Origin of the sequence: Pseudomonas sp. 86_A (genome assembly GCF_017491705.1) — a bacterium.
GTDB classification, from domain to species: Bacteria; Pseudomonadota; Gammaproteobacteria; order Pseudomonadales; family Pseudomonadaceae; genus Aquipseudomonas; species Aquipseudomonas koreensis.
Genome location: NZ_JAFGYS010000004.1, coordinates 192,711 through 215,670, shown reverse-complemented (window position 1 = coordinate 215,670; position 22,960 = coordinate 192,711). Strand labels below are relative to the sequence as shown.

Sequence of the window (22,960 nt, the reverse complement as noted above, 5' to 3'; positions counted from 1 at the left end):
AATGTAGGAGTGAGCCTGCTCGCGATGGCGCCCGAACGCCCGACAAAGGTCCATCAGATTTTTTTTGAACAAAAATGAAACCGGTTTCAGAGGTAGAGAACAATGAATAAACCTGCCGTTTCCATCAGTCTGTCCAGCTACGGCGCCGAGCTTGTGCGCCAACGCGGGCAGGACTTCTTCATCGACGTGCTGGCCGCTGCCGGCGCCGATCGGATCGAGTGGCGCGAAGAATTGCTGACCCGCGAAGTGCCCGCGCAACTGCAGGCCGCCACCCAGGCGCAGGGCCTGCAAAGCATCTATTCCTCGCCGAGCGAACTGTGGCTCGCCGGTCAGGCACGGCCTAACCCCGAACTGATCACCGCCCTGCAACACGCAGAGGCGTTCGGCTCGAAATGGTTGAAAGTCTCCCTCGGCTATTTCACCGACAACTGTGATTTGCAGGTGCTGAAACAACTGCTCGGCAACAGTCCGGTGCAGCTGCTGGTGGAAAACGACCAGACCCTGCACGGCGGCCGCATCGAGCCGTTCCAGCGCTTTTTCGCCGCCGTCGAGCAGCACAACCTGCCGGTCAAAATGACCTTCGACATCGGCAACTGGCAGTGGCAGGACCAGTCCGCCACCAACGCCGCCCGCCTGCTCGGACGGCACGTCGGTTATGTGCACTGCAAAGCTGTGGCCCGCCGTGCCGACGGCAAACTGGTCGCCGTGCCGCCGGCCGTCAGCGACCTGCATTTGTGGGAACAACTGCTGCGGCACATGGCCCAAGGCGTTATGCGCGCCGCCGAGTACCCGTTGCAGGGCGATGACCTGGTGGCGCTGACCACCGAGCACGTCGCCGCCCTCGCCCGCCTTGGCCAATCGCGTCTGGAGCCTGCCCATGTCTGACATCGATATTCTGTCGTTCGGCGAAACCATGGCGATGCTGGTCGCCGAGCAGACCGGTGATCTGGCCGAAGTCGCCCACTTCCACCGGCGCATTGCCGGCGCCGACAGTAACGTGGCGATCGGCCTGTCGCGGCTGGGCTTCAATGTGGCGTGGCTGAGCCGGGTCGGTAACGATTCTCTCGGCCGTTTTGTGGTCGAGAGTCTGATCAAGGAGGGTCTGGATTGCAGCCACGTCGACGTCGATCACCAGCACCCGACCGGTTTCCAGTTCAAGTCCCGCAACGACGACGGCAGCGACCCGCAGGTCGAGTATTACCGCCGAGGGTCGGCGGCCAGTCATCTGTCGCCACAATCGATCAGCGCCAGCCTGCTCGGCGCCCGTCACCTGCACGCCACCGGGATTCCACCGGCGCTGTCGGCCACCGCACGGGAACTGTCGTTCGAGCTGATGACGCGCATGCGCAATGCCGGGCGCAGCGTGTCGTTCGACCCGAACCTGCGCCCGAGCCTGTGGGCCAGCGAGTCAGAGATGATCCGCGAAATCAACCGCCTCGCCGCCCTCGCCCATTGGGTGCTGCCGGGGTTGAGCGAAGGTCGTCTGCTCACCGGGTTTGAAGATCCGGCGGACATCGCGGCGTTTTATCTCGATCAGGGTGCCGAAGCCGTAGCGATCAAGCTCGGGCCGCAGGGTGCCTACTACCGCACGCATCTGGACCAGGGTTTTGTCGCCGGGGTGCCGGTGGCCAACGTGGTCGACACGGTGGGTGCGGGTGACGGGTTTGCCGTCGGCATGATCAGCGCCCTGCTCGAGCATCAGAGCTTCGCCGAGGCGGTGCAACGCGCGAACTGGATTGGCAGTCGGGCGGTGCAGAGTCGCGGGGATATGGAGGGTTTGCCGACCCGATCAGAACTCATCGCCGAATTTGAGGCCGCCTTCGCGAGCAGGCTCGCTCCCACATTTGAAATGCATTCCCCTGTGGGAGCGAGCCTGCTCGCGAAACGGCCCGCCTGATCACCGCAAAATTTGAACCTGCTGCGACAAAAACAACAAGCTCAGGAGCAACACCATGAAAACCGCAACCCTTGCCGCCCGCCGCTGGTGGTACATCATGCCCATCGTGTTCATCACCTACAGCCTGGCGTATCTGGATCGCGCCAACTACGGCTTCGCCGCCGCGTCCGGCATGGCTGCCGACCTGATGATCACCCCGGGCCTGTCTTCGCTGCTCGGGGCGCTGTTCTTCCTCGGCTACTTTTTCTTCCAGGTGCCCGGGGCGATTTACGCGCAGAAGCACAGCGTCAAGAAGCTGATCTTCTTCAGCCTGATCCTCTGGGGCGGTCTCGCCACCCTGACGGGCGTGGTTTCCAACGCCTACTGGCTGATCGTGATTCGCTTCATGCTCGGCGTGGTCGAAGCTGCAGTAATGCCGGCGATGCTGGTCTACCTGTGTCACTGGTTTACCCGCGCCGAACGCTCGCGGGCCAACACTTTTCTGATCCTCGGCAACCCGGTCACCATGCTGTGGATGTCGGTGGTCTCGGGCTATCTGGTACAGCACTTCAGCTGGCGCTGGATGTTCATCATCGAAGGCTTGCCGGCGGTGCTCTGGGCGTTTATCTGGTGGAAGCTGGCCGATGATCGTCCGGCCCAGGCCAAGTGGCTGAGCGAGCAGGAAAAGCACGACCTGGAAAGCGCCCTCGCCGCCGAACAGGTCGGGATCAAAGCGGTGAAGAACTACGCCGAGGCGTTCCGTTCGCCGAAGGTGATCATTCTGGCCCTGCAGTTTTTCTGCTGGAGCATCGGCGTCTACGGCTTCGTTTTGTGGCTGCCGTCGATCCTCAAGGCCGGCGCACAGATGGACATGATCGAAGCCGGCTGGCTGTCGGCGCTGCCGTACCTGGCGGCGGTGATCGGCATGCTCGCGGTGTCATGGGGCTCGGACAAACTGCAAAAGCGCAAACGCTTCGTCTGGCCGCCGCTGCTGATCGCCTCCATCGCGTTCTACGGCTCCTACGCCTTGGGCGCGGAACATTTCTGGTGGTCGTACACGCTGCTGGTGATCGCCGGCGCCTGCATGTACGCGCCTTATGGGCCGTTCTTCGCCATCGTTCCGGAGATCCTGCCGGCCAACGTCGCCGGGGGCGCCATGGCGCTGATCAACAGCATGGGCGCGCTCGGTTCGTTTGGCGGCTCGTACCTGGTCGGTTACCTGAACAGCTCCACCGGTTCGCCCGGTGCTTCTTACCTGCTGATGAGCGGCGCGCTGATGCTGTCGGTGGTGCTGACGATTTTTCTCAAGCCCGGCGCCAGTGACCGCGTCGTGGCCAAAGCCGCTGCCACGCGTCCCGTGCCGGCGCATTCCTGAAGAGAACCTGCCCATGAAAAAACATGTCGTGCTGTACAAGAAACTCTCGCCGGCGCTGATGACGCGCCTGCAGCAACAGTGTGAAGTGACGCTGATCGAAAGCCTCGACGCCGATGGCCTGATGAAGCTGCGCGATGCCCTGCCCGGTGCCCACGGTCTGCTCGGCGCCAGCCTGAAACTCGACGCCGCGCTGCTCGACCTCGCGCCACAACTGCAGGCGATTGCCAGCGTCTCGGTGGGCGTCGACAACTACGACATCGACTACCTGACCCGGCGCCAGATCCTGCTCAGCAACACCCCGGACGTGCTCACCGAAACCACCGCCGACACCGGTTTCGCGCTGATCCTCGCCACCGCCCGGCGCGTAGTCGAGCTGGCGAATATGGTGCGCAGCGGCCAGTGGCATCGCAACATCGGCCCGGCGCATTTCGGCACCGATGTGCACGGCAAGACTCTGGGCATCATCGGCATGGGCCGCATCGGCGAGGCGTTGGCCCAGCGTGGGCATTTCGGGTTTGGCATGCCGGTGCTCTATCACAGCCAGTCGCGAAAACCGGCGGTCGAAGAGCGCTTTGACGCGCAGTACCGCAGCCTTGAAGATTTGTTGAAGCAAGCGGACTTCATCTGCCTGACCTTGCCGCTGACCGCGCAGACCGAAGGCTTGATCGGCGCCGAACAGTTCGCGTTGATGCGCCCGGAAAGCATCTTCATCAATATCTCGCGGGGCAAAGTCGTCGATGAAGCAGCGTTGATCGATTCGCTACGCCACCAGCGGATCCGAGCGGCGGGGCTGGATGTGTTCGAGCGTGAGCCGTTGAATCATGATTCGCCGTTGTTGCAGCTGAACAATGTGGTGGCGACCCCGCACATGGGTTCGGCGACGCATGAGACGCGCGAGGCGATGGCGCGGTGTGCGGTGGAAAATCTGTTGCAGGCCTTGAGTGGTGAGAAGCCGTTGAATCTAGTGAATCCAGCTGCCTGGCAGGGTTGAGATTTCCTGCGTCTGTTGAATCGTAATCGCGAGCAGGCTCACTCCTACAGGGGAATGCTTTCCAAATGTAGGAGTGAGCCTGCTCGCGATAAGGCCGGTTCAGCCAACACACATTTCTCAGGCACTGCGCGCCTGTAAAAGCTGCACCGCACACAACGCAATCCGCGCACAGGCATCCGCCAGTTTCACCCGGTCCAGCACCAGCCCGATACGGATATGCCCCGCCGCACTCGGCCCGAACGCCTCCCCCGCCAGCACCGACACCCCGTAGCCTTCCAGCAACCGCTCGGCAAACGCCTGCGCGCCATAGCCGGTCTGGCGCACATCGACCATCACGAACATCCCGCCATCGGGCCGGATCGGCTGCAACCCCGGACAACCGCGCAACCGCTCGCACACCAGGTCCCGGCGCAAACGGTATTCCTCGCGCATTTGCGTCACTTCCGGCAGATCGCTTTCCAGCGCCACTTGCGCGGCTTTCTGGACGAAATCCGGCAGGCCGAAGAGCATGCTCAACGACAGGTTCACCAAGTGTTCGGCCAGCGCCTTGGGGCCAATCGACCAACCGATTCGCCAACCGGTCATGGCATGGGATTTCGACAGGCTGTTGATGGTCGCCGTGCGTTCGGCCATGCCCGGCAGACTCGCCGGGCTGACGTGCTCGCCCTCGTACAACAGATCGCTGTAGACCTCGTCGCTGATCAGCCATAAATCGTGACCCACGCAGAGCGCCGCCAGCTCTTGCCAGATCATCAGGGAAAGGCTCGCGCCGGAAGGATTGTTGGGGCTGTTGAGCAACAGCGCGCGGGTTTTCGGGGTGATGCGCGCGGCAACATCGGCAGGATCCACCCGAAAGCCGTTCTGCGGTTTCACAGGCACCGGCACCACCGTCGCGCCGCACGCGCCGAACACGCCTTCATAAGTCACGTACATCGGCTCGGCGACGATCACTTCATCACCCGGGTCCAGCAGGCATTGGGCCACCGAATACACCGCACATTGCGCGCCGGGCAGCACGATCACGTGCTCGGCATCCACCACCTGACCGCTGCGCCGCTGGTGGCGGGCGGCGATCAGCTTGCGCAGCGCCAAACGGCCACGCACCTCGGAATAATGCGTATCGCCGGCCAGCAGGCTGTCGATGGCGCCGTGGATGATCGGCAGCGGCGTGTCGAAATCCGGATCACCCACGCTCAGCAGCAGGATATCGACACCCTCGGCGCGTAACTCCAGCGCTCGGTCATGAATCTGCCAGGCCGCTGCTCCCTCCCCGGCGATTCGTTGGGTCAAGGCTGAATAGCGCATGCACGTCTCCTGATTGCGCGGGTTCCAGCCTTCACCCTATCTCAAATCACGAAACGCGCCACCATGGCGTTCAAATCCACCGCCAGGCGCGACAGCTCGTGGGTCGCGGCGCTGGTCTGGTTAGCCCCGGCGGCCGATTGCGTGGCCAGGTCGCGGATGTTGACCAGGTTGCGATCGACTTCGCGAGACACCTGCGCCTGTTCTTCCGAGGCGCTGGCGATCACCAGGTTGCGTTCGTTGATCTGATGGATCGACTGGGTGATCTGCTCCAGCGCCACGCCGGCGGCACGGGCCATTTCCAGGGTGGTCTGGGTGCGCTGGTTGCTTTGCTGCATCGACGAAACCGCTTCACCGGTGCCGTTCTGAATGCCGGCGACCATTTTTTCGATTTCCTGGGTCGACTGCGCGGTGCGATGAGCCAGGGCGCGCACCTCGTCCGCCACCACCGCAAACCCGCGCCCGGCTTCACCGGCACGTGCCGCTTCAATGGCGGCGTTGAGGGCCAGCAGGTTGGTCTGTTCGGCGATGGCACGAATCACGTCGAGCACCTTGCCGATGTCGCGGCCCTGCGCGGCGAGGCCTTCGATCATTTGTGCGGTGTTCTGCACGTCGTGAGTCATGGTCTGGATCGCGTCGACGGTTTTCACCACTTGATCGCGACCTTCGCGGGCAGCCTGTGTCGACTGGTTCGACGCTTCGGAGGTGGACACGGCGTTGCGTGCCACTTCTTCCACGGCGGCGGTCATTTCGTTGACCGCCGTGGCGGCCTGTTCGATTTCGTCGTTCTGCTGTTGCAGACCACGGGAGGCTTCTTCGGTGACCGCGCTGAGTTCTTCGGCGGCGGCGCCCAACTGGGTGGCCGAGCCTGCGATCTGTTCGATGGTTTTGCGCAGGTTGGTCTGCATGGTGGCCAGCGCCTGCAGCAGTTGCGTGGCTTCGTCCTTGCCGTCGACTTCGATGGACTGGGTCAAGTTGCCACCGGCGATGGTTTGCGCGGCCACTACGGCACGGTTCAGCGGGGTGACGATGCTGCGGGTCAGCAGCAGCGCCAGCAGCACGGTGGCGAGCGCCGCGACCACGGCAACAATCACGATACCGGTAATGGCGCTGTCGTAATGCTCACCGGCCTGATTGGAGGCGACTTTCGCACCCGCCGCGTTGATCGCGATCAGCTTGTTGAGCTGCTCGCCCATCTGATCAGTGCCGTCCTTGATGCGCGTGTTGATCAGCGTGCGCATGTCCTCGACCTTGTCCTGACGCGAGAACTCCATCATCTGGTTTTGCGCTTGCAGGTAGTTGTCGAGCGTCGCCGCGAACGTCTGATACAACGCGCGCTCATCCGCTTCTGCCGGCAGCGCTGCATAGCTCGCCTGGGCGCTGCGCACCTTGTCCACCAGCACGCCGATACGCGTTTGCGCTTCTTGCAGACCGGCAGGGTCACGGTTGACCAGAATCCGGAACGACAGAATCCGCAGGCGCAGAACGTTTTCCGTCACCACGCCAAGGTACGTCACGCTGGGCAGTTGGTTGGTCTCCATGTCGACAGAGGCCTGACGAATGGTCGACATGCGGTTGACGGCAAACACGCCGAGGACGATCACCAACAAGGCGATAAAGGCAAAACCGAGGAAAGCACGGGGCGCGATATTCAGGTTACGCAAGGACATGGTTGGACTCTCGGATAGAGGTAGCTGCGAGCGTCCTTGCCGTCATCACTGGCCCTTGGGGCGGGGCCAGTCCGGCGTCACTGTTCGAGGGAATCTGTGTGCGCCTGATCTCTGTATCGACCGGGCTTTAGGAAGGTTTTGTGTAAAGCAGAAATATTTTTCAAGGTGTTTCAACATTGAAACAGCGTTGCAGCTTTTCCTGCTCTTGTGGCGAGGGAGCTTGCTCCCGCTCGACTGCGCAGCCGTCGTAAACCCGCCTGATGCGCTGAGACTGTTGATAGGCGTGGCACGTTTTGGGTCTGCTTCGCAGCCCAGCGGGAGCAAGCTCCCTCGCCACCCTGTTTTCAGCGTGTCAGATACCGAGTTTGGCCATCTGCCAAACCCGGGCAATGTCCGTCGCCCGCTCACGCAACAAGCGCGGCGCTTCGGCGCACGCCTGTTCCAGGGTCATGGGTCCGCTGGTCACGGCAAATGCCGCATCGATGCCATGCTCGTAAAGCGCTTGATAACCCTCGCCCAACGTCCCGGCAATGACGATCACCGGCACACCGTGCTGCTTGGCGACCCGCGCCACGCCGAACGGGGTCTTGCCGCGCAAGGTCTGCGCGTCGAATCGGCCTTCGCCGGTGATCACCAGATCGGCACCATTGATGGCTTCGGCAAGGCCGACCAACTCGGCCACCACTTCAACGCCGGCCTGAAACTGCGCGCCGAGAAACGCCTTGGCGGCAAAGCCCAGGCCACCCGCCGCGCCACTGCCCGGCTCATCGCGGACATCCTTGCCCAGCGCTTTTGCGCACAGTTCGGCAAAGTGCCCCAGCGCTTGATCCAGTTGTTGCACCTGCGCTGGTGATGCGCCCTTTTGCGGGCCGAAAATCGCCGAAGCACCGTGTGGGCCACACAGCGGATTGTTGACGTCGGCAGCGATGTCGAAACGCACTTGGGCCAGACGCGGGTCCAGCGCGCTCAGGTCCAGACGCGCCAGCTGCGCCAATGCCAGTCCGCCCGACACCAGCGCCTGCCCTTGCGCATCGAGCAGCTTCACCCCGAGTGCCTGCATGGCCCCGGCACCGCCATCGTTGGTGGCGCTGCCGCCAATCGCCAGAATCACCCGTTGCGCGCCGGCATCCAGCGCGGCGCGAATCAGTTCACCGGTGCCGAACGTGCTGCTGATGCACGCATCACGCTGCCCCGGCGGCACCAATTGCAAGCCACTGGCCTCGGCCATTTCGATGATCGCGGTGTGGTTGTGCGGCAGCCAGCCCCACGCGGCATCGACAGATGTGCCCAGCGGGCCACGCACCCGGGTGCGGCGCAGTTCGCCCTCGCAGGCGGCGAGAATCGACTCCACCGTACCCTCGCCGCCGTCGGCCATCGGGCATTTGACCAGCGTGGCGTGCGGCCAGACTTGCGCCAGGCCCAGAGCAATGGCCTCGGCAACGCCTTGCGCACTCAGGCTGTCCTTGAACGAATCGGGGGCGATGACGATCTTCATGCGAATTCTCCAGTTCCAATGCCCTTCATGCTGCCAGTCGGCCTGCGCATTGACGCCTGTCCGCTGCACAAGCGGGGTGGGCGTTTATTGTTCATTTCTACAAAAGCCTTGGGGATGAATGTTGCGCCCCTATCGCGAGCAGGCTCACTCCTACAGGGGAACGCATTTCAAGTGTAGGAGTGAGCCTGCTCGCGATGGCCTCTCAGAGAACGCCCGCTCAGCCCGGATCAGTCTGCGGCAACAACTGCACCCCCAGGTACAACGCCAGCATCCCGTCCAGCCGCAGCGGATCCACCCCGCTGATTTCGGCAATCCGCTCCATCCGGTAACGCAGGCTGTTGCGGTGAATGCCCAGCGCATCAGCACAGGCCTGGCTCTGGCCGTCGTGTTCACACCAACTGCGCAGGGTCGCGAGCAGTTGGCCGTTGCCGTCCTTGGCGATGACCTTGCGCAGCGGTTTGAGCAATTCGTCCAGCGCATCATCGTTGCGATGGCGCCAGAGCATCACCGGCAGGCGATAGCGATGGAGGGTCAGCAATCGCGAGTGCGGCAACACCTCCCGGCCATAGGCGAGCAAATCGCCCACCCGCCGATAGCAACGGCGCAATCCGCCCAGCCCGTCGGCCTGCCCGCCGACGGCGATGCGCAGAATCTTCCAGCCGAGGCCATCGAGCTTTTCCAGCAAGCGATCATGTTCAACGGTCTGGCTCGCCGGGCGGCACCACAGCAGCGACGACTTGGCCGAACTCACACACCAGCTGTCCGGGTAGCGCGAGGTCAACCACGCGCTCAAGGCCTCGACGGTTTGCCCCGGGCCATGTTCCAGGCCCAGTTCGAACAGGTACGGCACCCGGGTCAGTTGAGGCTTGAGACCCAGTTGCTGCGCCTCATCGACCAGACGCGGCGAGTCCCCCGCTTCGCTCAACAGCAAGGCCAGCAGGTCATCGCAACGCTGGCGCCGCCATTGCTGCTCGGCCTGCTGGTTGCGTTGGCCAACGAGCATTTCGGCGGTCATGCGCACCAGTTCGGCGTAGGTGCGCAACTGCTCAGGCTCGCCGGTAATGCCGAGCACGCCGATCAACCGCTGATCAAGCAACAGCGGCAGGTTGATCCCCGGCTGCACGCCTTTCAGATGCACCGCGGTCTGCGCGTCGATCTCCACCACCCGCCCGTTGGCCAGCACCAGTTGCGCGCCTTCGTGACGGGTGTTGATGCGTTCCGGCTCGCCACTGCCGAGGATCAGCCCCTGGCTGTCCATGACGTTGACGTTGTAGGGCAAAATGGCCATGGCCCGGTCAACGATGTCCTGAGCGAGGTCGTGATCGAGTTCGAACATGATCGGCAAAATCCTTAAGCAACGGCGGCGGACGGTTGTTCACCCGCACAGGGTCTGGCGGCAAACCCTGTGCTCAGGCACAAAGACAATCCGGCCACGGGTGGCCGAGACTCTCAGGGCGATCAACGTTAACCTGTGCATCGCAAAAAATCATAATAAAGAGAGAGCCGCTATGTCGCAGAGCGCCGCAGCTACCCAGACCATCGATGACGGTAAAAACGCCGTCTACAAACGCATCACCCTGCGTTTGATCCCCTTCATCTTCATCTGCTACCTGTTCAACTACCTCGACCGGGTCAACGTCGGCTTTGCCAAACTGCAGATGCTCGACGCACTGAAGTTCAGCGAAACCGTGTATGGCCTCGGTGCCGGGATCTTCTTCATCGGCTACGTGCTGTGCGGCGTACCGAGCAATCTGGCGCTGACCAGGTTTGGTCCACGGCGCTGGATCGCGCTGATGATGATCACCTGGGGCACGCTGTCGACCTGCCTGCTGTTCGTCACCACGCCGACCCAGTTCTACACCCTGCGCCTGTTCACCGGTGCGGCCGAAGCCGGATTCTTCCCGGGCGTGGTGCTGTACCTCTCGCAGTGGTTCCCGACGTTCCGCCGTGGACGGATCATGGCGCTGTTCATGTCGGCAATCCCGGTTTCGGGGCTGCTCGGCAGCCCGTTCTCCGGCTGGATCCTCAATCACTTCGCTGCCGGGCAAGGTGGGCTGGCCGGCTGGCAGTGGATGTTTCTGCTGCAGGGCATTCCGACGGTCATCCTCGGTGTGCTGGCGTACTTCCTGCTCAGCGACAGCTTCGCCAACGCCAAATGGTTGACCGCGCATGAGCGCGCCGTGCTCGAAGCCGATCAGGCCGAAGACCTGGCGAACAAACCGAAAACCACCTCTGACTCGCTGATTGCGGTGTTCAAGAACCCGGCGATCTGGGCTTTCGGCCTGATCTACTTCTGCATCCAGAGTGGCGTGTACGCGATCAACTTCTGGCTGCCGTCGATCATCAAGAACCTCGGTTTCAGCGATAACCTGGTGATCGGCTGGTTGAGCGCAATTCCGTACCTGCTGGCGGCGGTGTTCATGCTGCTGGTCGGGCGTTCGGCAGACTTGCGCAAAGAACGTCGCTGGCATCTTGTTGTACCGATGCTGATGGGCGCTCTCGGTCTGCTGATCGCGGTGAACTTCGCCGCCAACCCGGCCATCGCCATCCTCGGCCTGACCATTGCGACCATGGGCGCGCTGACCGGTCTGCCGATGTTCTGGCCGGTACCGACCGCCATGTTGAGCGCGGGCGCGGCGGCCGGTGGGCTGGCGTTGATCAACTCGATGGGGCAAATGGCCGGGTTCCTCAGCCCGTACCTGGTGGGCTGGGTCAAGGACAGCACCGGCTCGACGGATGCGGCGTTGTATCTGCTGGCCGGCGTGATTGTCGGCGGGAGCTTGCTGGCGTTGCGCATGACGCGCACGTTGCGCGCGTAATCACGTTTCAAGATCCTTTGCTTTGCACATTTGTGGCGAGGGAGCTTGCTCCCGCTGGGTTGCGAAGCAAACCTGAACGCGGACTATGAGGAGTGTCAGGCAAACCCTGCGTGGCGGTTTTCCGACCGCTGCGCGGCCGAGCGCGAGCAAGCTCCCTCGCCACAGGTACTGTAGTTGCCGGCTGCGATCTTTTTGCGTTCAGGCAAATGCATCCAGCTCGATCACCAGCCCACCCGGCATCTGCACAAAGATCTGCCAGATGCCCTCCTCCGGCACTTGCGCCACTTGATACGGCAATCCACTGTCGCGCACTCGCTGCAACACACTTTGTGCCGGCTCGTCGCTACGAAAGGCAATGTGGCTCAGCGCGGTTTCGCTGAACGTCGGCTGCTCGATCACATGCACCAGCGCATGCTCATCCTGATACAACCAGCGCCCGGGAAACGGAAACGGTGGCCGCCGCCCCGGAGTCAGCCCGAGCAACTGGCCGAAAGTCTCCTGCACGTTCTGGCCGTCAGCGGTGTTGAAGGCCAGATGATCGAATGTCCAGCTCATGGGCGTCTCCTGCGGTTATTCGTTGATTGAAGTATCTGCGCTTGCCAATCACGAAAAAATCCCGCAAAAACGCAAAGATCTTTAAAGGATTTTTACCAATGAGCTCGATTCTCGATCTGGAGATCTTCGTCCGCGTGGCCGACTCCGGCAGCATCTCTGCCGCTGCCCGCGCCCTGGAACTGACCCCGGCGGCGGCCAGCATTGCGCTCAAGCGCCTGGAAACCCGCCTCGGCATTCGGCTGCTCGCCCGCTCCACCCGCAGCATGCGCCTGACCGAAGAAGGACGGCGTTATCTCGATAGCGTGCGCATCGCCCTCGGCGCACTTGCCGAGGGCGAGCAAGCACTCAAGCAACACGGCGAAGGCCTCAGCGGTGTGCTGCAACTGGCGGCGCCGTCGGACTTCGGGCGCAACGTGTTGTTGCCGTGGCTGGACGATTTCAAGCGCGAACACCCAAACATCCAGCTGCAATTGCTGCTCAACGATCGCCATGCCGATCTGTTCCGCGAAACCGTGGATGTCGCGCTGCGCTTCGGCGTACCGAGCGATTCGACGTTGGTGGCGTTGCCGATTCTGCCGGCGCATCGACGCGTCGCCTGCGCCAGCCCGGACTACCTGGCCCGGCATGGCACGCCGCAACATCCCGGCGAATTGCGCGAGCACAGCGCCCTGCTCTATCTGCGCAATGGTCGGCCTTACAACAGCTGGCGCTTCAGTCGCGAGGATCAAACGCTGGAAGTCGAAGTTCATGGCGACTACCTCAGCGATGACGGCGAAGTCGCGCGACGCTGGGCGCTGGCCGGGCATGGCATCGCCTACAAGGCGTGGCTGGACGTCGCCGAAGACGTACGCGCCGGACGCCTGCTGACACTGCTCGATGACTGGCACGGCGAGAGCGTGCCGTTCAATCTGCTCTGCCCGCATCGGGTGCAGGTGTCCGAGCGGGTTCGGGTGTTGCAGGCGTTCTTGCAGGCGCGTTGCGCGTTACTCAGCCGATAATTCACTTTGCCGCATCGGATGCTTCTGGTATTTGATTGGAGTTTTCCCACCGATAAAAGGATTTCGGCATGAGCTATCGCACACTGGGGCACTCGGGGTTGCAGGTCTCCACCCTCACCCTCGGCACGATGATGTTTGGCGAGCAGACCAGCGCTGCAGATTCGCTGCGCATCATCGACAAGGCCTGGGATCAAGGCATCAATTTCATCGACACCGCTGACGTCTACACCAATGGCCGCTCGGAAGAGATCGTCGGCGAGGCCATCGCCCGCCATCGACATGAATGGGTGCTGGCGACCAAGGTCGGTTTCGGCCCGGCGGACGGCGTGCCGAACCGCAGCGGCTTGAGCCGCAAGCACATCTTCAACGGTCTTGAGGCGAGCCTGACGCGCCTCGGCACCGACTATCTCGACATCTATTACCTGCACCGCGAGGACCACAACACGCCACTGGAAGTCACGGTGTCGGCCATTGGCGACCTGATTCGCCAGGGCAAGATCCGTTACTGGGGCCTGTCGAACTATCGCGGCTGGCGGATTGCCGAGGTGATTCGCATCGCTGACAAGCTCGGTGTCGACCGCCCGGTGATCAGCCAGCCGCTGTACAACATCGTCAATCGCCAGGCCGAGACCGAGCAGATCACCGCCGCGCAAACCTATGGCCTAGGCGTGGTGCCTTACAGCCCGCTGGCCCGTGGCGTGCTCAGCGGCAAGTACGCGCCGGACGTGACTCCGGACGCCAACAGCCGCGCCGGGCGTCAGGACAAGCGCATTCTGGAAACCGAATGGCGCGTGGAATCGCTGCGCATTGCCCAGCAGATCCAGCAATACACCCAAGGCCGCGGGGTCGGCATGGTCGAGTTCGCGATTGCCTGGGTGCTGAACAACAGCGCAGTGACCTCGGCGATCGTCGGCCCGCGCACTGAGGAACAATGGGATGCGTACACCAAGGCGCAGGCGGTGCAGATCACCGCTGAGGATGAAGCGTTTATCGATTCGCTGGTGACGCCGGGGCATGCGTCGACACCGGGGTTCAATGATGTGAGCCATTTTGTGTCGGGTCGTAAACCGCGTCAGGCCTGAAAGCCGCACACGCCGGGCATCAGTGGCGTCAGCAGATTGCGAGGGCAACACAAATCCATTGTGGGAGCGAGCCTGCTCGCGAAGAGGCCGGCACATTCAACATCTGCGTTGTCTGGCACACCGCTTTCGCGAGCAGGCTCGCTCCCACAGGTTTTGTGCTTATCTTCAGGATGTGGGGAATATTGATCACTCGGCCAATATTCAGCACAAAAACCACGTATCCTGCGCGCCCTGTTTGATCACCCACCCGCGAGGACAGTTTGTCTAAAGGTATCGCTCTATCGGTTTCAGCCTCGGTGCTGTTTGCCGTCATGTATTACTACACCTCGCTGCTCACCCCGTTGAGTGGCGTGGAAATCTTTGGCTGGCGGATGCTGCTGACCGTACCGTGCATGACCGTGTTCATGCTGGTCTCCGGCGAATGGCGGCGGGTGCTGGAATTGCTGCGGCGTGTGGCGGGCTACCCGAAGCTGATCGGCGGCCTGATCGTTTCCTCCGCATTGCTCGGCGTGCAGCTGTGGCTGTTCATGTGGGCGCCGCTCAATGGCTACAGCCTCGACGTGTCGCTGGGCTATTTCCTCTTGCCGCTGGCGATGGTCCTGACCGGGCGTATCGCTTACGGCGACAGCCTGTCGTACCTGCAGAAAATCGCGGTGTTCTTTGCCGTCCTGGGCGTGGCGAACGAGCTGTACCGGGTAGGCGGATTTTCCTGGGCGACCCTGGTGGTCGTGGTCGGTTACCCGCTGTACTTCGTGCTGCGCAAACGTCTGAAGACCGATCACCTCGGCGGCTTGTGGGTCGACATGACCTTGATGCTGCCGGTGGCGTACGCGTTCGTGCGCGGTGGCGAGCAAGGCTTTGGCGTGTTCGATCAATACCCGGGCCTGATGTGGCTGATTCCGCTGCTCGGCCTGATCAGTGCGTCGGCGCTGGTGGTATACATCATTGCCAGTCGCTTGCTGCCGTTCAGCCTGTTCGGCCTGCTCAGTTATGTCGAGCCGGTGTTGCTGCTCGGCGTCGCGCTGTTGCTCGGTGAAAGCATCAAGGCCGGTGAGTGGCTGACTTATATTCCGATCTGGCTGGCGGTTGTGGTGCTGGTGTTTGAAGGCTTCAAGCACTTGATGCGGCAACGACGCCCGTAAGGCGCGCAATAAAAAGCCCAGCCTGCAATTTTGCAGGCCGGGCTTTTTTAGGTCTGCAGGTTACTCGGTGGCAAGCACACCACGACGCACCTGGTCGCGCTCGATCGATTCGAACAGGGCCTTGAAGTTGCCCTCGCCGAAACCATCATCGCCTTTACGCTGGATGAATTCGAAGAACACCGGGCCCATCAGGGTTTCCGAGAAGATTTGCAGCAGCAGGCGCTTGTCGTCCGGGTTCGACGAACCGTCGAGCAGGATGCCACGCGATTGCAGCTGGTCAACCGGCTCGCCGTGGTTCGGCAGGCGGCCTTCGAGCATTTCGTAGTAGGTGTCCGGCGGCGCGGTCATGAAACGCATGCCGATTTTCTTCAACTGATCCCAGGTCTTGACCAGATCGTCAGTGAGGAACGCCACGTGCTGGATGCCCTCGCCGTTGAACTGCATCAGGAACTCTTCGATCTGCCCGGCGCCCTTGGACGACTCTTCGTTCAGCGGGATGCGGATCATGCCGTCCGGTGCGGTCATCGCTTTCGAGGTCAGGCCGGTGTATTCGCCCTTGATGTCGAAGTAGCGGATCTCACGGAAGTTGAACAGCTTCTCGTAGAAGTTGGCCCAGTAGGCCATGCGGCCGCGGTACACGTTGTGGGTCAGGTGATCGATGATCTTCAGGCCGGCACCGACCGGGTTGCGGTCAACGCCTTCAATGAACACGAAGTCGATGTCATAGATCGAGCTGCCTTCGCCGAAACGGTCGATCAGGTACAGCGGCGCGCCGCCAATGCCTTTGATCGCCGGCAGGTTCAGCTCCATCGGGCCGGTTTCGATGTGGATCGGCTGGGCGCCGAGTTCCAGCGCACGGCTGTAGGCTTTTTGCGAATCCTTGACGCGGAACGCCATGCCGCACACCGACGGGCCGTGCTCGGCCGCGAAGTACGAGGCGACACTGTGCGGTTCGTTGTTGAGGATCAGGTTGATCGCGCCCTGACGGTACAGGTGCACGTTCTTGGAGCGGTGAGTCGCGACTTTGGTGAAGCCCATGATCTCGAAGATCGGCTCCAGGGTGCCAGGAGTCGGCGATGCGAACTCGATGAACTCAAAGCCCATCAGGCCCATTGGGTTTTCGTATAAATCGGTCATGGTGACGCCTCATCATTCTTATCAATTAACCAGAGTTATTTGTCAGTAATGCTGAGACCGGCGGGCGGTGCGCAGGAGATGCCTCGCACACTGCGGGCGAGGAAGTCACCATAGATCAGTTGAAACCCGAATATCTTCATTGTCGACCCAAGGCTCTTGCGGGCGAGGCTTCTGCTGCCAGAAGACGATTATTATTGTATGCGTAACCAGATTCTACACAGCGTAAATAGGGTTGTCTGCCCTCTCTATAAAATCCGCCTTTTTCGTGCGGGCGCAAGAGGTTTGTTGCACGGGGAAATCATCTGGGCATATCTCAGTTGTAGGCTTCGCGCGACTTCACTGGCCTTTAGTGCACGCGCCACGCAGATCAACCGGCCGTATGCGGCACAAGCGTCAACGGCCATCTATCATGCCTTTTGACTCCGTGGTTTCACAGGCGCGCCGTTGCCAGGCCTGCATTCGAGAGTTTCACTCCATCGCAACAGGATGCGCCCATGCCCTTGACCGTCAGACCCCGCCGCAAACGTAGCGTGCGCATGATTGTGACCCTGCTTTGCGGCCTGTTGCCGGTGCTTCTGGGCACGGGAATTCTGTACATGCAGGCCGAACGCACCTTGCAACAGAGCACGCAGAACACCGCCGAGGAGGCGTTGCGCCAGTTCGAACTGATGCTCGACAACACCGCCCAGGCCGCCAGCGAGTTACTGCCTCTGGCCGGCCAGCCCTGCGACAGCGTCAAGCTCGCCCTGCGCGAACAGGTCACGCGACGCCCCTTCGTGCGCTCGACCAATCTGGTGTGGGATGACAACCTCTATTGCAGTTCGCTGTTCGGTGAGTTCAAGGAAGCGGTGAACCCGGGTGACTACACCCAGGGCAAGTTGTGGTTGATGAACGGCAACCCCGTCACGCCCAACACCGCGCTGCTGGTGTATCGGCTAAGCGAAGGACGCGGCGGCGCACTGACCACGCTCGATGGTTATCACCTGAGCAATGTGCTGCGCCTGATCGGCCGGGATACGCTGCTGTTGCTGCAAGTCGGCGACAATTGGCTGTCCGCCGACGGCAACGTGCATCAGGGTGCCCTGCCGGTGTTACCGGTGGCGCAACACATGCTGGCGTCTTCGCGCTACGCCTTCAGTGTCAGCGCCGGTTTTCCGCAAGGTGAAGTCTGGCGCTACATGGCCGACGAATACCCGCCACTGTTCAGTCTGTTGATGTTTTTTGGTGTGGTGTCAGGCGCTATCGGCCACGTTCTGCAACGGCGCGCCACTTCGCCCAGCCATGAAATGCTGCGGGCGCTGGAGGCGGGCGAATTCATCCCCTACTTCCAGCCGGTGGTGCACGGAGACAGCAAGAAATGGTCCGGCGCCGAAGTACTGATGCGCTGGAAACATCCCAAGGAAGGCCTGGTGCGCCCGGACCTGTTTATCCCGTTCGCCGAGCACTCCGGGCTGATCGTGCCCATGACCCGCGCCCTGATGCAGCAGACAGCCGCCCTGCTCGGCCCGCCGTCCGCTGGTTTCGACAAGCCGTTTCATATCGGCATCAACATCACCGCCAGCCATTGTCAGGACCTGCAACTGGTCGACGACTGCCGCACGTTTCTGGCAGCGTTCGCGCCCGGTAGCGTCAGCCTGGTGCTGGAGCTGACCGAGCGCCAACTAATCGAGCCCACTGACATCACGCGTCAGTTGTTCGAGCAGTTGCATACGCTGGGCGTGATGATCGCCATCGACGACTTCGGCACCGGGCATTCGAGCCTGGGTTATCTGCGCAAATTCAACGTGGATTTTCTCAAGATCGATCAAAGCTTCGTGGCGATGATCGGGATCGATGCGTTGTCGCGGCATATTCTCGATACGATTATCGAACTTTGCGCCAAGCTCGAACTGGGTATTGTTGCCGAGGGTGTAGAAACTCAGGCGCAGGCCGACTATCTGACCGCGCACCACGTCAACTTCCTGCAGGGCTATCTGTTCGGAAAACCCATGCCCGGCGCCGACTTCATCGCCGCATTAAGTCACCATTAACTAAAAACAAATTAACCGTGGCATCGCGGAAAGACGCACCAAATTGATACAAAAGACCACTGTTGTTACATGAGGACAACAACAGGATTTACTCTTGGCGCATTAACTACTACAATTTTTTCAGCCTGTGCAAGATTGGCAGGTGAGCCATTGTCACCGAGTCGCTTCAAGGCTCTTGGCTTATAGCTTTGTTTGCGGTTGGTATCAGCCAAACACACTATTGGAGTAAAGATATTGTCCAGACTCGCTGAATTTCGTGCAGCTGAAAAGGCCCTTCAGGAACAGCTCAAGCAGTTGGAATCGCTGAAGAACGATGCCGGGCTCAAGAAAGAAATCGAATTCGAAGAAAAGCTCCAGGGGCTGATGAAAACCTACGGCAAAGGCCTAAAAGACATCATCGCCATCCTCGATCCGAACCCGGGCAAATCCGGCCTGCAAGTGCCCGCCGCACCGAAAACTCGCCGTGCTCGCGTGGTCAAGGTTTACCAGAACCCGCACACCGGCGAACTGATCGAAACCAAGGGCGGCAACCACCGCGGCCTGAAAGCCTGGAAGGAACAGTACGGTGCAGCTACCGTCGATTCCTGGTTGCGCGGTTAATCTTGCGGCAACAAACAAGCCCTGCATTATGCAGGGCTTTTTTTTCGACAATATCTAACAAAAGCAACGATTTCCCCATGACTAGTTGTGATACTGCTTTAACACCACACGGCATCCGGCTAAACATTTTGCAGCGGGATGTTGCCTCGGTAACCCGCGCTAAACTTTGTGCTTAATTCCTTCGGGTATCTAATACCTAGCGGGGAGCGAACAGACGCTTAAAGTTTCAAGCTGTTTCTCACCGCGATTATTTCGTCGGCACTCGCCTTATAAACCTCAGCCTGACCGGCGTAAGAAAGTACATACGCCTTTTGCGCATCGACCGCGGCGACCAATGTTTGCGACAACACATGTCGACCGTTTTCAGTGATCGTGCAGGTGGTTTCCAGTGCGTCCAGCGCACCCAGCTTTGCCGGATGCATCTTGTTGCAAACACTCTGATAACCGCCCTGGAAGAAGTCCTTTTGAATCGATTTGCGCATCTCTAGCAGAACGCCCGGGACATTGACCTGATGACCGGCCTCTACTTGAGTCATGGTCAATTCCATCACCATGATCTGATTGCCAGCGGCGTCGTTTTTCACCGCGCGCTGACGGGACACCTGAGCCGGTGTATCTGGCAACACTTCGACTTGCCAACCGGCAGGCCAGGTGACGCTCGGCTGATCGGCCAGTGCCGGGACGGCCAGCAGCGACGAAAAAAGAACAACGAACAGCGCTTTGAACGGTCGGATCATTACCAGAGGCACTCGCAGATTGAGCACTGAAGTCTGAGGCTCGCCCGCCCACAGAGCAAGCCGCGGATTCGGTTTGGCGATGCCGGTCCGCATGCGTATCATTGCGTCCATTCACTCGCCCCATTGTTACGGAGGGCCTATGAGCCTGCACGAACTGAACACTTTTCCCGGCGTCACCGCCACCCCAGACAGCGCAACCCGCAACTTCGTCTTCAACCACACCATGCTGCGTGTGAAGGACATCACCAAGTCCCTGGATTTCTACACCCGCGTCCTGGGTTTCTCGCTGGTCGAGAAGCGTGACTTCCCGGAGGCCGAATTCAGCCTGTACTTCCTCGCCCTGGTCGACAAGGCGCAGATCCCGGCCGACGCCGCTGCGCGTACCGAGTGGATGAAGTCGATTCCCGGCATTCTGGAACTGACCCACAACCACGGCACCGAAAACGACGCGGACTTTGCCTATCACAACGGCAACACCGACCCGCGTGGCTTTGGTCACATCTGCATTTCCGTGCCGGACATCGTTGCGGCCTGTGCACGCTTCGAAGAGCTGGGCTGTGATTTCCAGAAGCGCCTGACCGATGGCCGCATGAAAAGCCTGGCGTTCATCAAGGACCCGGACGGCTACTGGGTTGAAATCATTCAGCCTGCGCCGCTGTAAAAAGATCGCAGGCTTCGCCAGCTCCTACACATTCCCTGTAGGAGCTGCCGCAGGCTGCGATCTTTTGCTTCACCCATAAAAAACCCATGATCGCTCATGGGTTTTTTCGTTTCCGCGACTGCCGTTTACGCCGGAGCCGAAGTGCGGATCAAGTGATCGAACGCGCTGAGGGATGCCTTGGCGCCCTCGCCCACCGCGATCACGATCTGCTTGTACGGCACGGTGGTCACGTCACCGGCAGCGAAGATGCCGGGGATCGACGTCTCACCGCGGTTGTCGACGATGATTTCACCGCGCGGCGACAGCTCGATGGTGCCTTTGAGCCAGTCGGTGTTGGGCAGCAGACCGATCTGCACGAAGATCCCTTCCAGCTCGACCGTACGCAGTTCGTCGGTGTTGCGATCCTTGTAGCGCAGGCCGTTGACCTTCTCGCCATTACCGGTGACTTCTGTGGTTTGCGCACTGGTGATCACGGTAACGTTCGGCAGGCTGTGCAGTTTGCGTTGCAGCACCGCATCGGCACGCAGTTGCACGTCGAACTCCAACAGGGTCACGTGCGCCACGATACCGGCCAGGTCGATGGCCGCTTCAACGCCAGAGTTACCGCCGCCGATCACCGCCACGCGCTTGCCCTTGAACAGCGGGCCGTCGCAGTGCGGGCAGTACGCCACGCCCTTGTTGCGGTATTCCTGCTCGCCCGGCACGTTCATTTCGCGCCAGCGCGCACCGGTCGCCAGGATCACGCTCTTGGCTTTGAGGGTCGCACCACTGGCGAAGTGGACTTCATGCAACTCGCCGTTCTTGCCCGGGATCAGCTTGTCGGCGCGTTGCAGGTTCATGATGTCGACATCGTACTGCTTGACGTGTTCTTCCAGCGCAACCGCCAGTTTCGGGCCTTCGGTTTCCTGTACGGAAATGAAGTTCTCGATGGCCATGGTGTCGAGCACCTGACCGCCGAAACGCTCGGCCGCGACACCGGTGCGAATGCCTTTACGCGCCGCGTAGATGGCGGCCGACGCACCGGCCGGGCCACCGCCGACCACCAGCACGTCAAAGGCTTCTTTGGCGCTGATTTTCTCGGCCTGACGCTCAATGGCGCCAGTGTCGAGTTTGGCTAGGATTTCTTCCAGGCCCATGCGGCCCTGACCGAAGTTTTCGCCGTTCAGGTAGATACTCGGCACGGCCATGATCTTGCGATCATTGACTTCGTCCTGGAACAACGCGCCGTCGATGGCGACGTGACGGATGTTCGGGTTCAGCACTGCCATCACGTTCAGTGCCTGGACCACGTCCGGGCAGTTCTGGCACGACAGCGAGAAGTAGGTTTCGAAGTTGAACTCGCCCTTGAGCGAACGGATCTGTTCAATCACTTCGACACTGGCCTTCGATGGGTGGCCGCCGACTTGCAGCAGGGCCAGCACCAGGGAAGTGAATTCGTGGCCCATCGGGATGCCGGCGAAACGCAGGCTGATGTCGGCACCGGGGCGGTTGATCGAGAACGACGGCTTGCGGGCATCGTTACCGTTATCGATCAGGGTAATCTGGCTCGACAGACTGGCAACGTCTTTGAGCAGGTCGTGCATTTCCCGGGATTTCGCACCGTCGTCGAGGGAAGCAACGATCTCGATCGGCTGGGTGACCCGTTCCAGGTACGATTTCAACTGGGCTTTAAGATTGGCGTCCAACATACGGGCGATCTCCTGTGTCTTTATTCGAGGCGAAAAAAAGCCCGAGCGAATCTCGCCCGGGCTTTTTTATTGGGCGGTGCAGCTTACTGAAGTAGGTGCGGAGTCCCGCCCTGTGTTGCGTGTCGCACAGACTTAGATCTTGCCGACCAGGTCCAGGGACGGCGCCAGAGTGGCCTCGCCTTCTTTCCACTTGGCTGGGCAAACTTCGCCTGGGTGAGCAGCAACGTACTGAGCAGCCTTGATCTTGCGCAGCAGCTCGGAAGCGTCACGGCCAACGCCGCCATCGTTCAGTTCAACGATTTTGATCTGGCCTTCAGGGTTGATCACGAAGGTGCCACGGTCAGCCAGGCCAGCTTCTTCGATCAGCACGTCGAAGTTGCGCGAGATGACGTGGGTCGGGTCGCCGATCATGGTGTATTCGATTTTGCCGATGGCTGGCGAAGTGTTGTGCCAGGCAGCGTGGGCAAAGTGGGTGTCGGTCGAAACGCTGTAGATTTCCACGCCCAGTTTCTGGAACGCAGCGTAGTTGTCGGCCAGGTCTTCCAGCTCGGTTGGGCAAACGAAAGTGAAGTCGGCTGGGTAGAAGAACACTACGGACCATTTGCCTTTCAGGTCAGCGTCCGAGACTTGTACGAAGTCGCCGTTTTTGAACGCGGTAGCTTTGAACGGTTTTACTTGGCTGTTGATGATAGGCATTGATGACTCTCCGTCAGGGTTGTGAATTCGATGGGTGAATCCTACCCACTCACTCGACGGATGGCTCATTGGCAAACCTGATGCTGCTGATTTGTTTTCGCTATTA

20 protein-coding genes are annotated in these 22,960 nt (G+C 60.9%); 11 read left to right on the top strand and 9 right to left on the bottom strand.

From position 1 onward, the window contains the following. Positions 1–102: 102 nt before the first annotated feature. From J5M57_RS08295 to J5M57_RS08280, 4 genes are read left to right on the top strand one after another with little or no spacing between them, the layout of a single operon-like run. Positions 103–885, top strand: coding sequence for a TIM barrel protein (locus J5M57_RS08295; RefSeq protein ID WP_083369176.1), 783 nt, complete (start codon positions 103–105; stop codon positions 883–885). Continuing rightward, entirely contained in the window at positions 878–1,897 is a 1,020-nt protein-coding gene (locus tag J5M57_RS08290; protein WP_207849446.1) for a sugar kinase, read from the top strand. The genes J5M57_RS08295 and J5M57_RS08290 overlap by 8 nt, the downstream gene beginning before the upstream one ends. Positions 1,898–1,952: 55 nt before the next feature. Next, complete coding sequence (locus J5M57_RS08285) at positions 1,953–3,251, top strand: MFS transporter (RefSeq protein WP_207849447.1); 1,299 nt, start codon at positions 1,953–1,955, stop codon at positions 3,249–3,251. A gap of 13 nt (positions 3,252–3,264) precedes the next feature. Continuing rightward, the gene (locus J5M57_RS08280) at positions 3,265–4,242 is read left to right on the top strand and encodes a D-glycerate dehydrogenase (protein WP_207849448.1); all 978 of its coding nucleotides are present in this window, start codon (positions 3,265–3,267) and stop codon (positions 4,240–4,242) included. A gap of 117 nt (positions 4,243–4,359) precedes the next feature. Here J5M57_RS08280 and J5M57_RS08275 read toward each other — a convergent pair whose 3' ends face one another. The 4 genes from J5M57_RS08275 to J5M57_RS08260 form a co-directional block, all read right to left on the bottom strand. Beyond that, positions 4,360–5,547, bottom strand: a complete 1,188-nt coding sequence (locus J5M57_RS08275; RefSeq protein WP_207849449.1) for a pyridoxal phosphate-dependent aminotransferase — start codon at positions 5,545–5,547, stop codon at positions 4,360–4,362. 41 nt (positions 5,548–5,588) lie between these two features. Beyond that, the gene (locus J5M57_RS08270) at positions 5,589–7,214 is read right to left on the bottom strand and encodes a methyl-accepting chemotaxis protein (protein WP_083369181.1); all 1,626 of its coding nucleotides are present in this window, start codon (positions 7,212–7,214) and stop codon (positions 5,589–5,591) included. 352 nt (positions 7,215–7,566) lie between these two features. Further along, a complete protein-coding gene (locus J5M57_RS08265) occupies positions 7,567–8,709 on the bottom strand; it encodes a glycerate kinase (protein ID WP_207849450.1) in 1,143 nt (380 codons plus the stop codon). Positions 8,710–8,926: 217 nt separating this feature from the next. Further along, on the bottom strand, positions 8,927–10,045 hold the full coding sequence (locus tag J5M57_RS08260; protein WP_207849451.1) for a sugar diacid recognition domain-containing protein: 1,119 nt from the start codon (positions 10,043–10,045) through the stop codon (positions 8,927–8,929). Positions 10,046–10,217: 172 nt separating this feature from the next. Between J5M57_RS08260 and J5M57_RS08255 the strand changes: the two genes are divergently transcribed. Next, entirely contained in the window at positions 10,218–11,528 is a 1,311-nt protein-coding gene (locus J5M57_RS08255; RefSeq protein ID WP_207849452.1) for an MFS transporter, read from the top strand. A 198-nt stretch (positions 11,529–11,726) separates the two neighbouring features. Here J5M57_RS08255 and J5M57_RS08250 read toward each other — a convergent pair whose 3' ends face one another. Continuing rightward, a complete protein-coding gene (locus J5M57_RS08250; protein WP_083369185.1) occupies positions 11,727–12,083 on the bottom strand; it encodes a hypothetical protein in 357 nt (118 codons plus the stop codon). A 98-nt stretch (positions 12,084–12,181) separates the two neighbouring features. Between J5M57_RS08250 and J5M57_RS08245 the strand changes: the two genes are divergently transcribed. The 3 genes from J5M57_RS08245 to rarD all read left to right on the top strand — a co-directional run bounded on the left by J5M57_RS08245 (position 12,182) and on the right by rarD (position 15,305). Further along, on the top strand, positions 12,182–13,081 hold the full coding sequence (locus tag J5M57_RS08245) for a LysR family transcriptional regulator (protein ID WP_064587443.1): 900 nt from the start codon (positions 12,182–12,184) through the stop codon (positions 13,079–13,081). A gap of 68 nt (positions 13,082–13,149) precedes the next feature. Further along, positions 13,150–14,163, top strand: coding sequence for an aldo/keto reductase (locus J5M57_RS08240; protein WP_207849453.1), 1,014 nt, complete (start codon positions 13,150–13,152; stop codon positions 14,161–14,163). A 260-nt stretch (positions 14,164–14,423) separates the two neighbouring features. Beyond that, the gene (gene rarD, locus J5M57_RS08235) at positions 14,424–15,305 is read left to right on the top strand and encodes an EamA family transporter RarD (protein WP_083369187.1); all 882 of its coding nucleotides are present in this window, start codon (positions 14,424–14,426) and stop codon (positions 15,303–15,305) included. Between the two features lie 60 nt (positions 15,306–15,365). Here rarD and hppD read toward each other — a convergent pair whose 3' ends face one another. Continuing rightward, a complete protein-coding gene (hppD, locus tag J5M57_RS08230; RefSeq protein ID WP_064587440.1) occupies positions 15,366–16,442 on the bottom strand; it encodes a 4-hydroxyphenylpyruvate dioxygenase in 1,077 nt (358 codons plus the stop codon). A 494-nt stretch (positions 16,443–16,936) separates the two neighbouring features. Between hppD and J5M57_RS08225 the strand changes: the two genes are divergently transcribed. Then, positions 16,937–18,472, top strand: coding sequence for an EAL domain-containing protein (locus J5M57_RS08225; protein ID WP_207849454.1), 1,536 nt, complete (start codon positions 16,937–16,939; stop codon positions 18,470–18,472). Positions 18,473–18,706: 234 nt separating this feature from the next. Next, positions 18,707–19,072, top strand: a complete 366-nt coding sequence (locus tag J5M57_RS08220; RefSeq protein WP_207849455.1) for a histone-like nucleoid-structuring protein, MvaT/MvaU family — start codon at positions 18,707–18,709, stop codon at positions 19,070–19,072. A gap of 218 nt (positions 19,073–19,290) precedes the next feature. Here the strand turns inward: J5M57_RS08220 and J5M57_RS08215 are convergent, their stop codons facing one another. Then, positions 19,291–19,809: a DUF4946 domain-containing protein gene (locus tag J5M57_RS08215; protein WP_207849558.1), complete on the bottom strand. Its 519-nt coding sequence runs from the start codon at positions 19,807–19,809 to the stop codon at positions 19,291–19,293. Positions 19,810–19,948: 139 nt separating this feature from the next. Here J5M57_RS08215 and gloA point away from each other — a divergent pair, with 139 nt between their 5' ends. Continuing rightward, positions 19,949–20,470 (top strand): lactoylglutathione lyase, encoded by a 522-nt coding sequence (gloA, locus tag J5M57_RS08210; RefSeq protein ID WP_007963339.1) that lies wholly within the window; start codon positions 19,949–19,951, stop codon positions 20,468–20,470. 125 nt (positions 20,471–20,595) lie between these two features. Here the strand turns inward: gloA and ahpF are convergent, their stop codons facing one another. Beyond that, a complete protein-coding gene (gene ahpF / locus J5M57_RS08205) occupies positions 20,596–22,158 on the bottom strand; it encodes an alkyl hydroperoxide reductase subunit F (RefSeq protein ID WP_207849456.1) in 1,563 nt (520 codons plus the stop codon). A gap of 132 nt (positions 22,159–22,290) precedes the next feature. Next, positions 22,291–22,854: an alkyl hydroperoxide reductase subunit C gene (ahpC, locus tag J5M57_RS08200; protein ID WP_003224621.1), complete on the bottom strand. Its 564-nt coding sequence runs from the start codon at positions 22,852–22,854 to the stop codon at positions 22,291–22,293. Positions 22,855–22,960: the final 106 nt, after the last annotated feature.

Bases quoted from the DNA above. Each gene is read 5' to 3' on its own strand.
- J5M57_RS08295 (WP_083369176.1), top strand. From the start codon at position 103: ATGAATAAACCTGCCGTTTCCATCAGTCTGTCCAGCTACGGCGCCGAG.
- J5M57_RS08290 (WP_207849446.1), top strand. From the start codon at position 878: ATGTCTGACATCGATATTCTGTCGTTCGGCGAAACCATGGCGATGCTG.
- J5M57_RS08285 (WP_207849447.1), top strand. From the start codon at position 1,953: ATGAAAACCGCAACCCTTGCCGCCCGCCGCTGGTGGTACATCATGCCC.
- J5M57_RS08280 (WP_207849448.1), top strand. From the start codon at position 3,265: ATGAAAAAACATGTCGTGCTGTACAAGAAACTCTCGCCGGCGCTGATG.
- J5M57_RS08275 (WP_207849449.1), bottom strand. From the start codon at position 5,547: ATGCGCTATTCAGCCTTGACCCAACGAATCGCCGGGGAGGGAGCAGCG.
- J5M57_RS08270 (WP_083369181.1), bottom strand. From the start codon at position 7,214: ATGTCCTTGCGTAACCTGAATATCGCGCCCCGTGCTTTCCTCGGTTTT.
- J5M57_RS08265 (WP_207849450.1), bottom strand. From the start codon at position 8,709: ATGAAGATCGTCATCGCCCCCGATTCGTTCAAGGACAGCCTGAGTGCG.
- J5M57_RS08260 (WP_207849451.1), bottom strand. From the start codon at position 10,045: ATGTTCGAACTCGATCACGACCTCGCTCAGGACATCGTTGACCGGGCC.
- J5M57_RS08255 (WP_207849452.1), top strand. From the start codon at position 10,218: ATGTCGCAGAGCGCCGCAGCTACCCAGACCATCGATGACGGTAAAAAC.
- J5M57_RS08250 (WP_083369185.1), bottom strand. From the start codon at position 12,083: ATGAGCTGGACATTCGATCATCTGGCCTTCAACACCGCTGACGGCCAG.
- J5M57_RS08245 (WP_064587443.1), top strand. From the start codon at position 12,182: ATGAGCTCGATTCTCGATCTGGAGATCTTCGTCCGCGTGGCCGACTCC.
- J5M57_RS08240 (WP_207849453.1), top strand. From the start codon at position 13,150: ATGAGCTATCGCACACTGGGGCACTCGGGGTTGCAGGTCTCCACCCTC.
- hppD (WP_064587440.1), bottom strand. From the start codon at position 16,442: ATGACCGATTTATACGAAAACCCAATGGGCCTGATGGGCTTTGAGTTC.
- J5M57_RS08225 (WP_207849454.1), top strand. From the start codon at position 16,937: ATGCCCTTGACCGTCAGACCCCGCCGCAAACGTAGCGTGCGCATGATT.
- J5M57_RS08215 (WP_207849558.1), bottom strand. From the start codon at position 19,809: ATGATCCGACCGTTCAAAGCGCTGTTCGTTGTTCTTTTTTCGTCGCTG.
- gloA (WP_007963339.1), top strand. From the start codon at position 19,949: ATGAGCCTGCACGAACTGAACACTTTTCCCGGCGTCACCGCCACCCCA.
- ahpF (WP_207849456.1), bottom strand. From the start codon at position 22,158: ATGTTGGACGCCAATCTTAAAGCCCAGTTGAAATCGTACCTGGAACGG.
- ahpC (WP_003224621.1), bottom strand. From the start codon at position 22,854: ATGCCTATCATCAACAGCCAAGTAAAACCGTTCAAAGCTACCGCGTTC.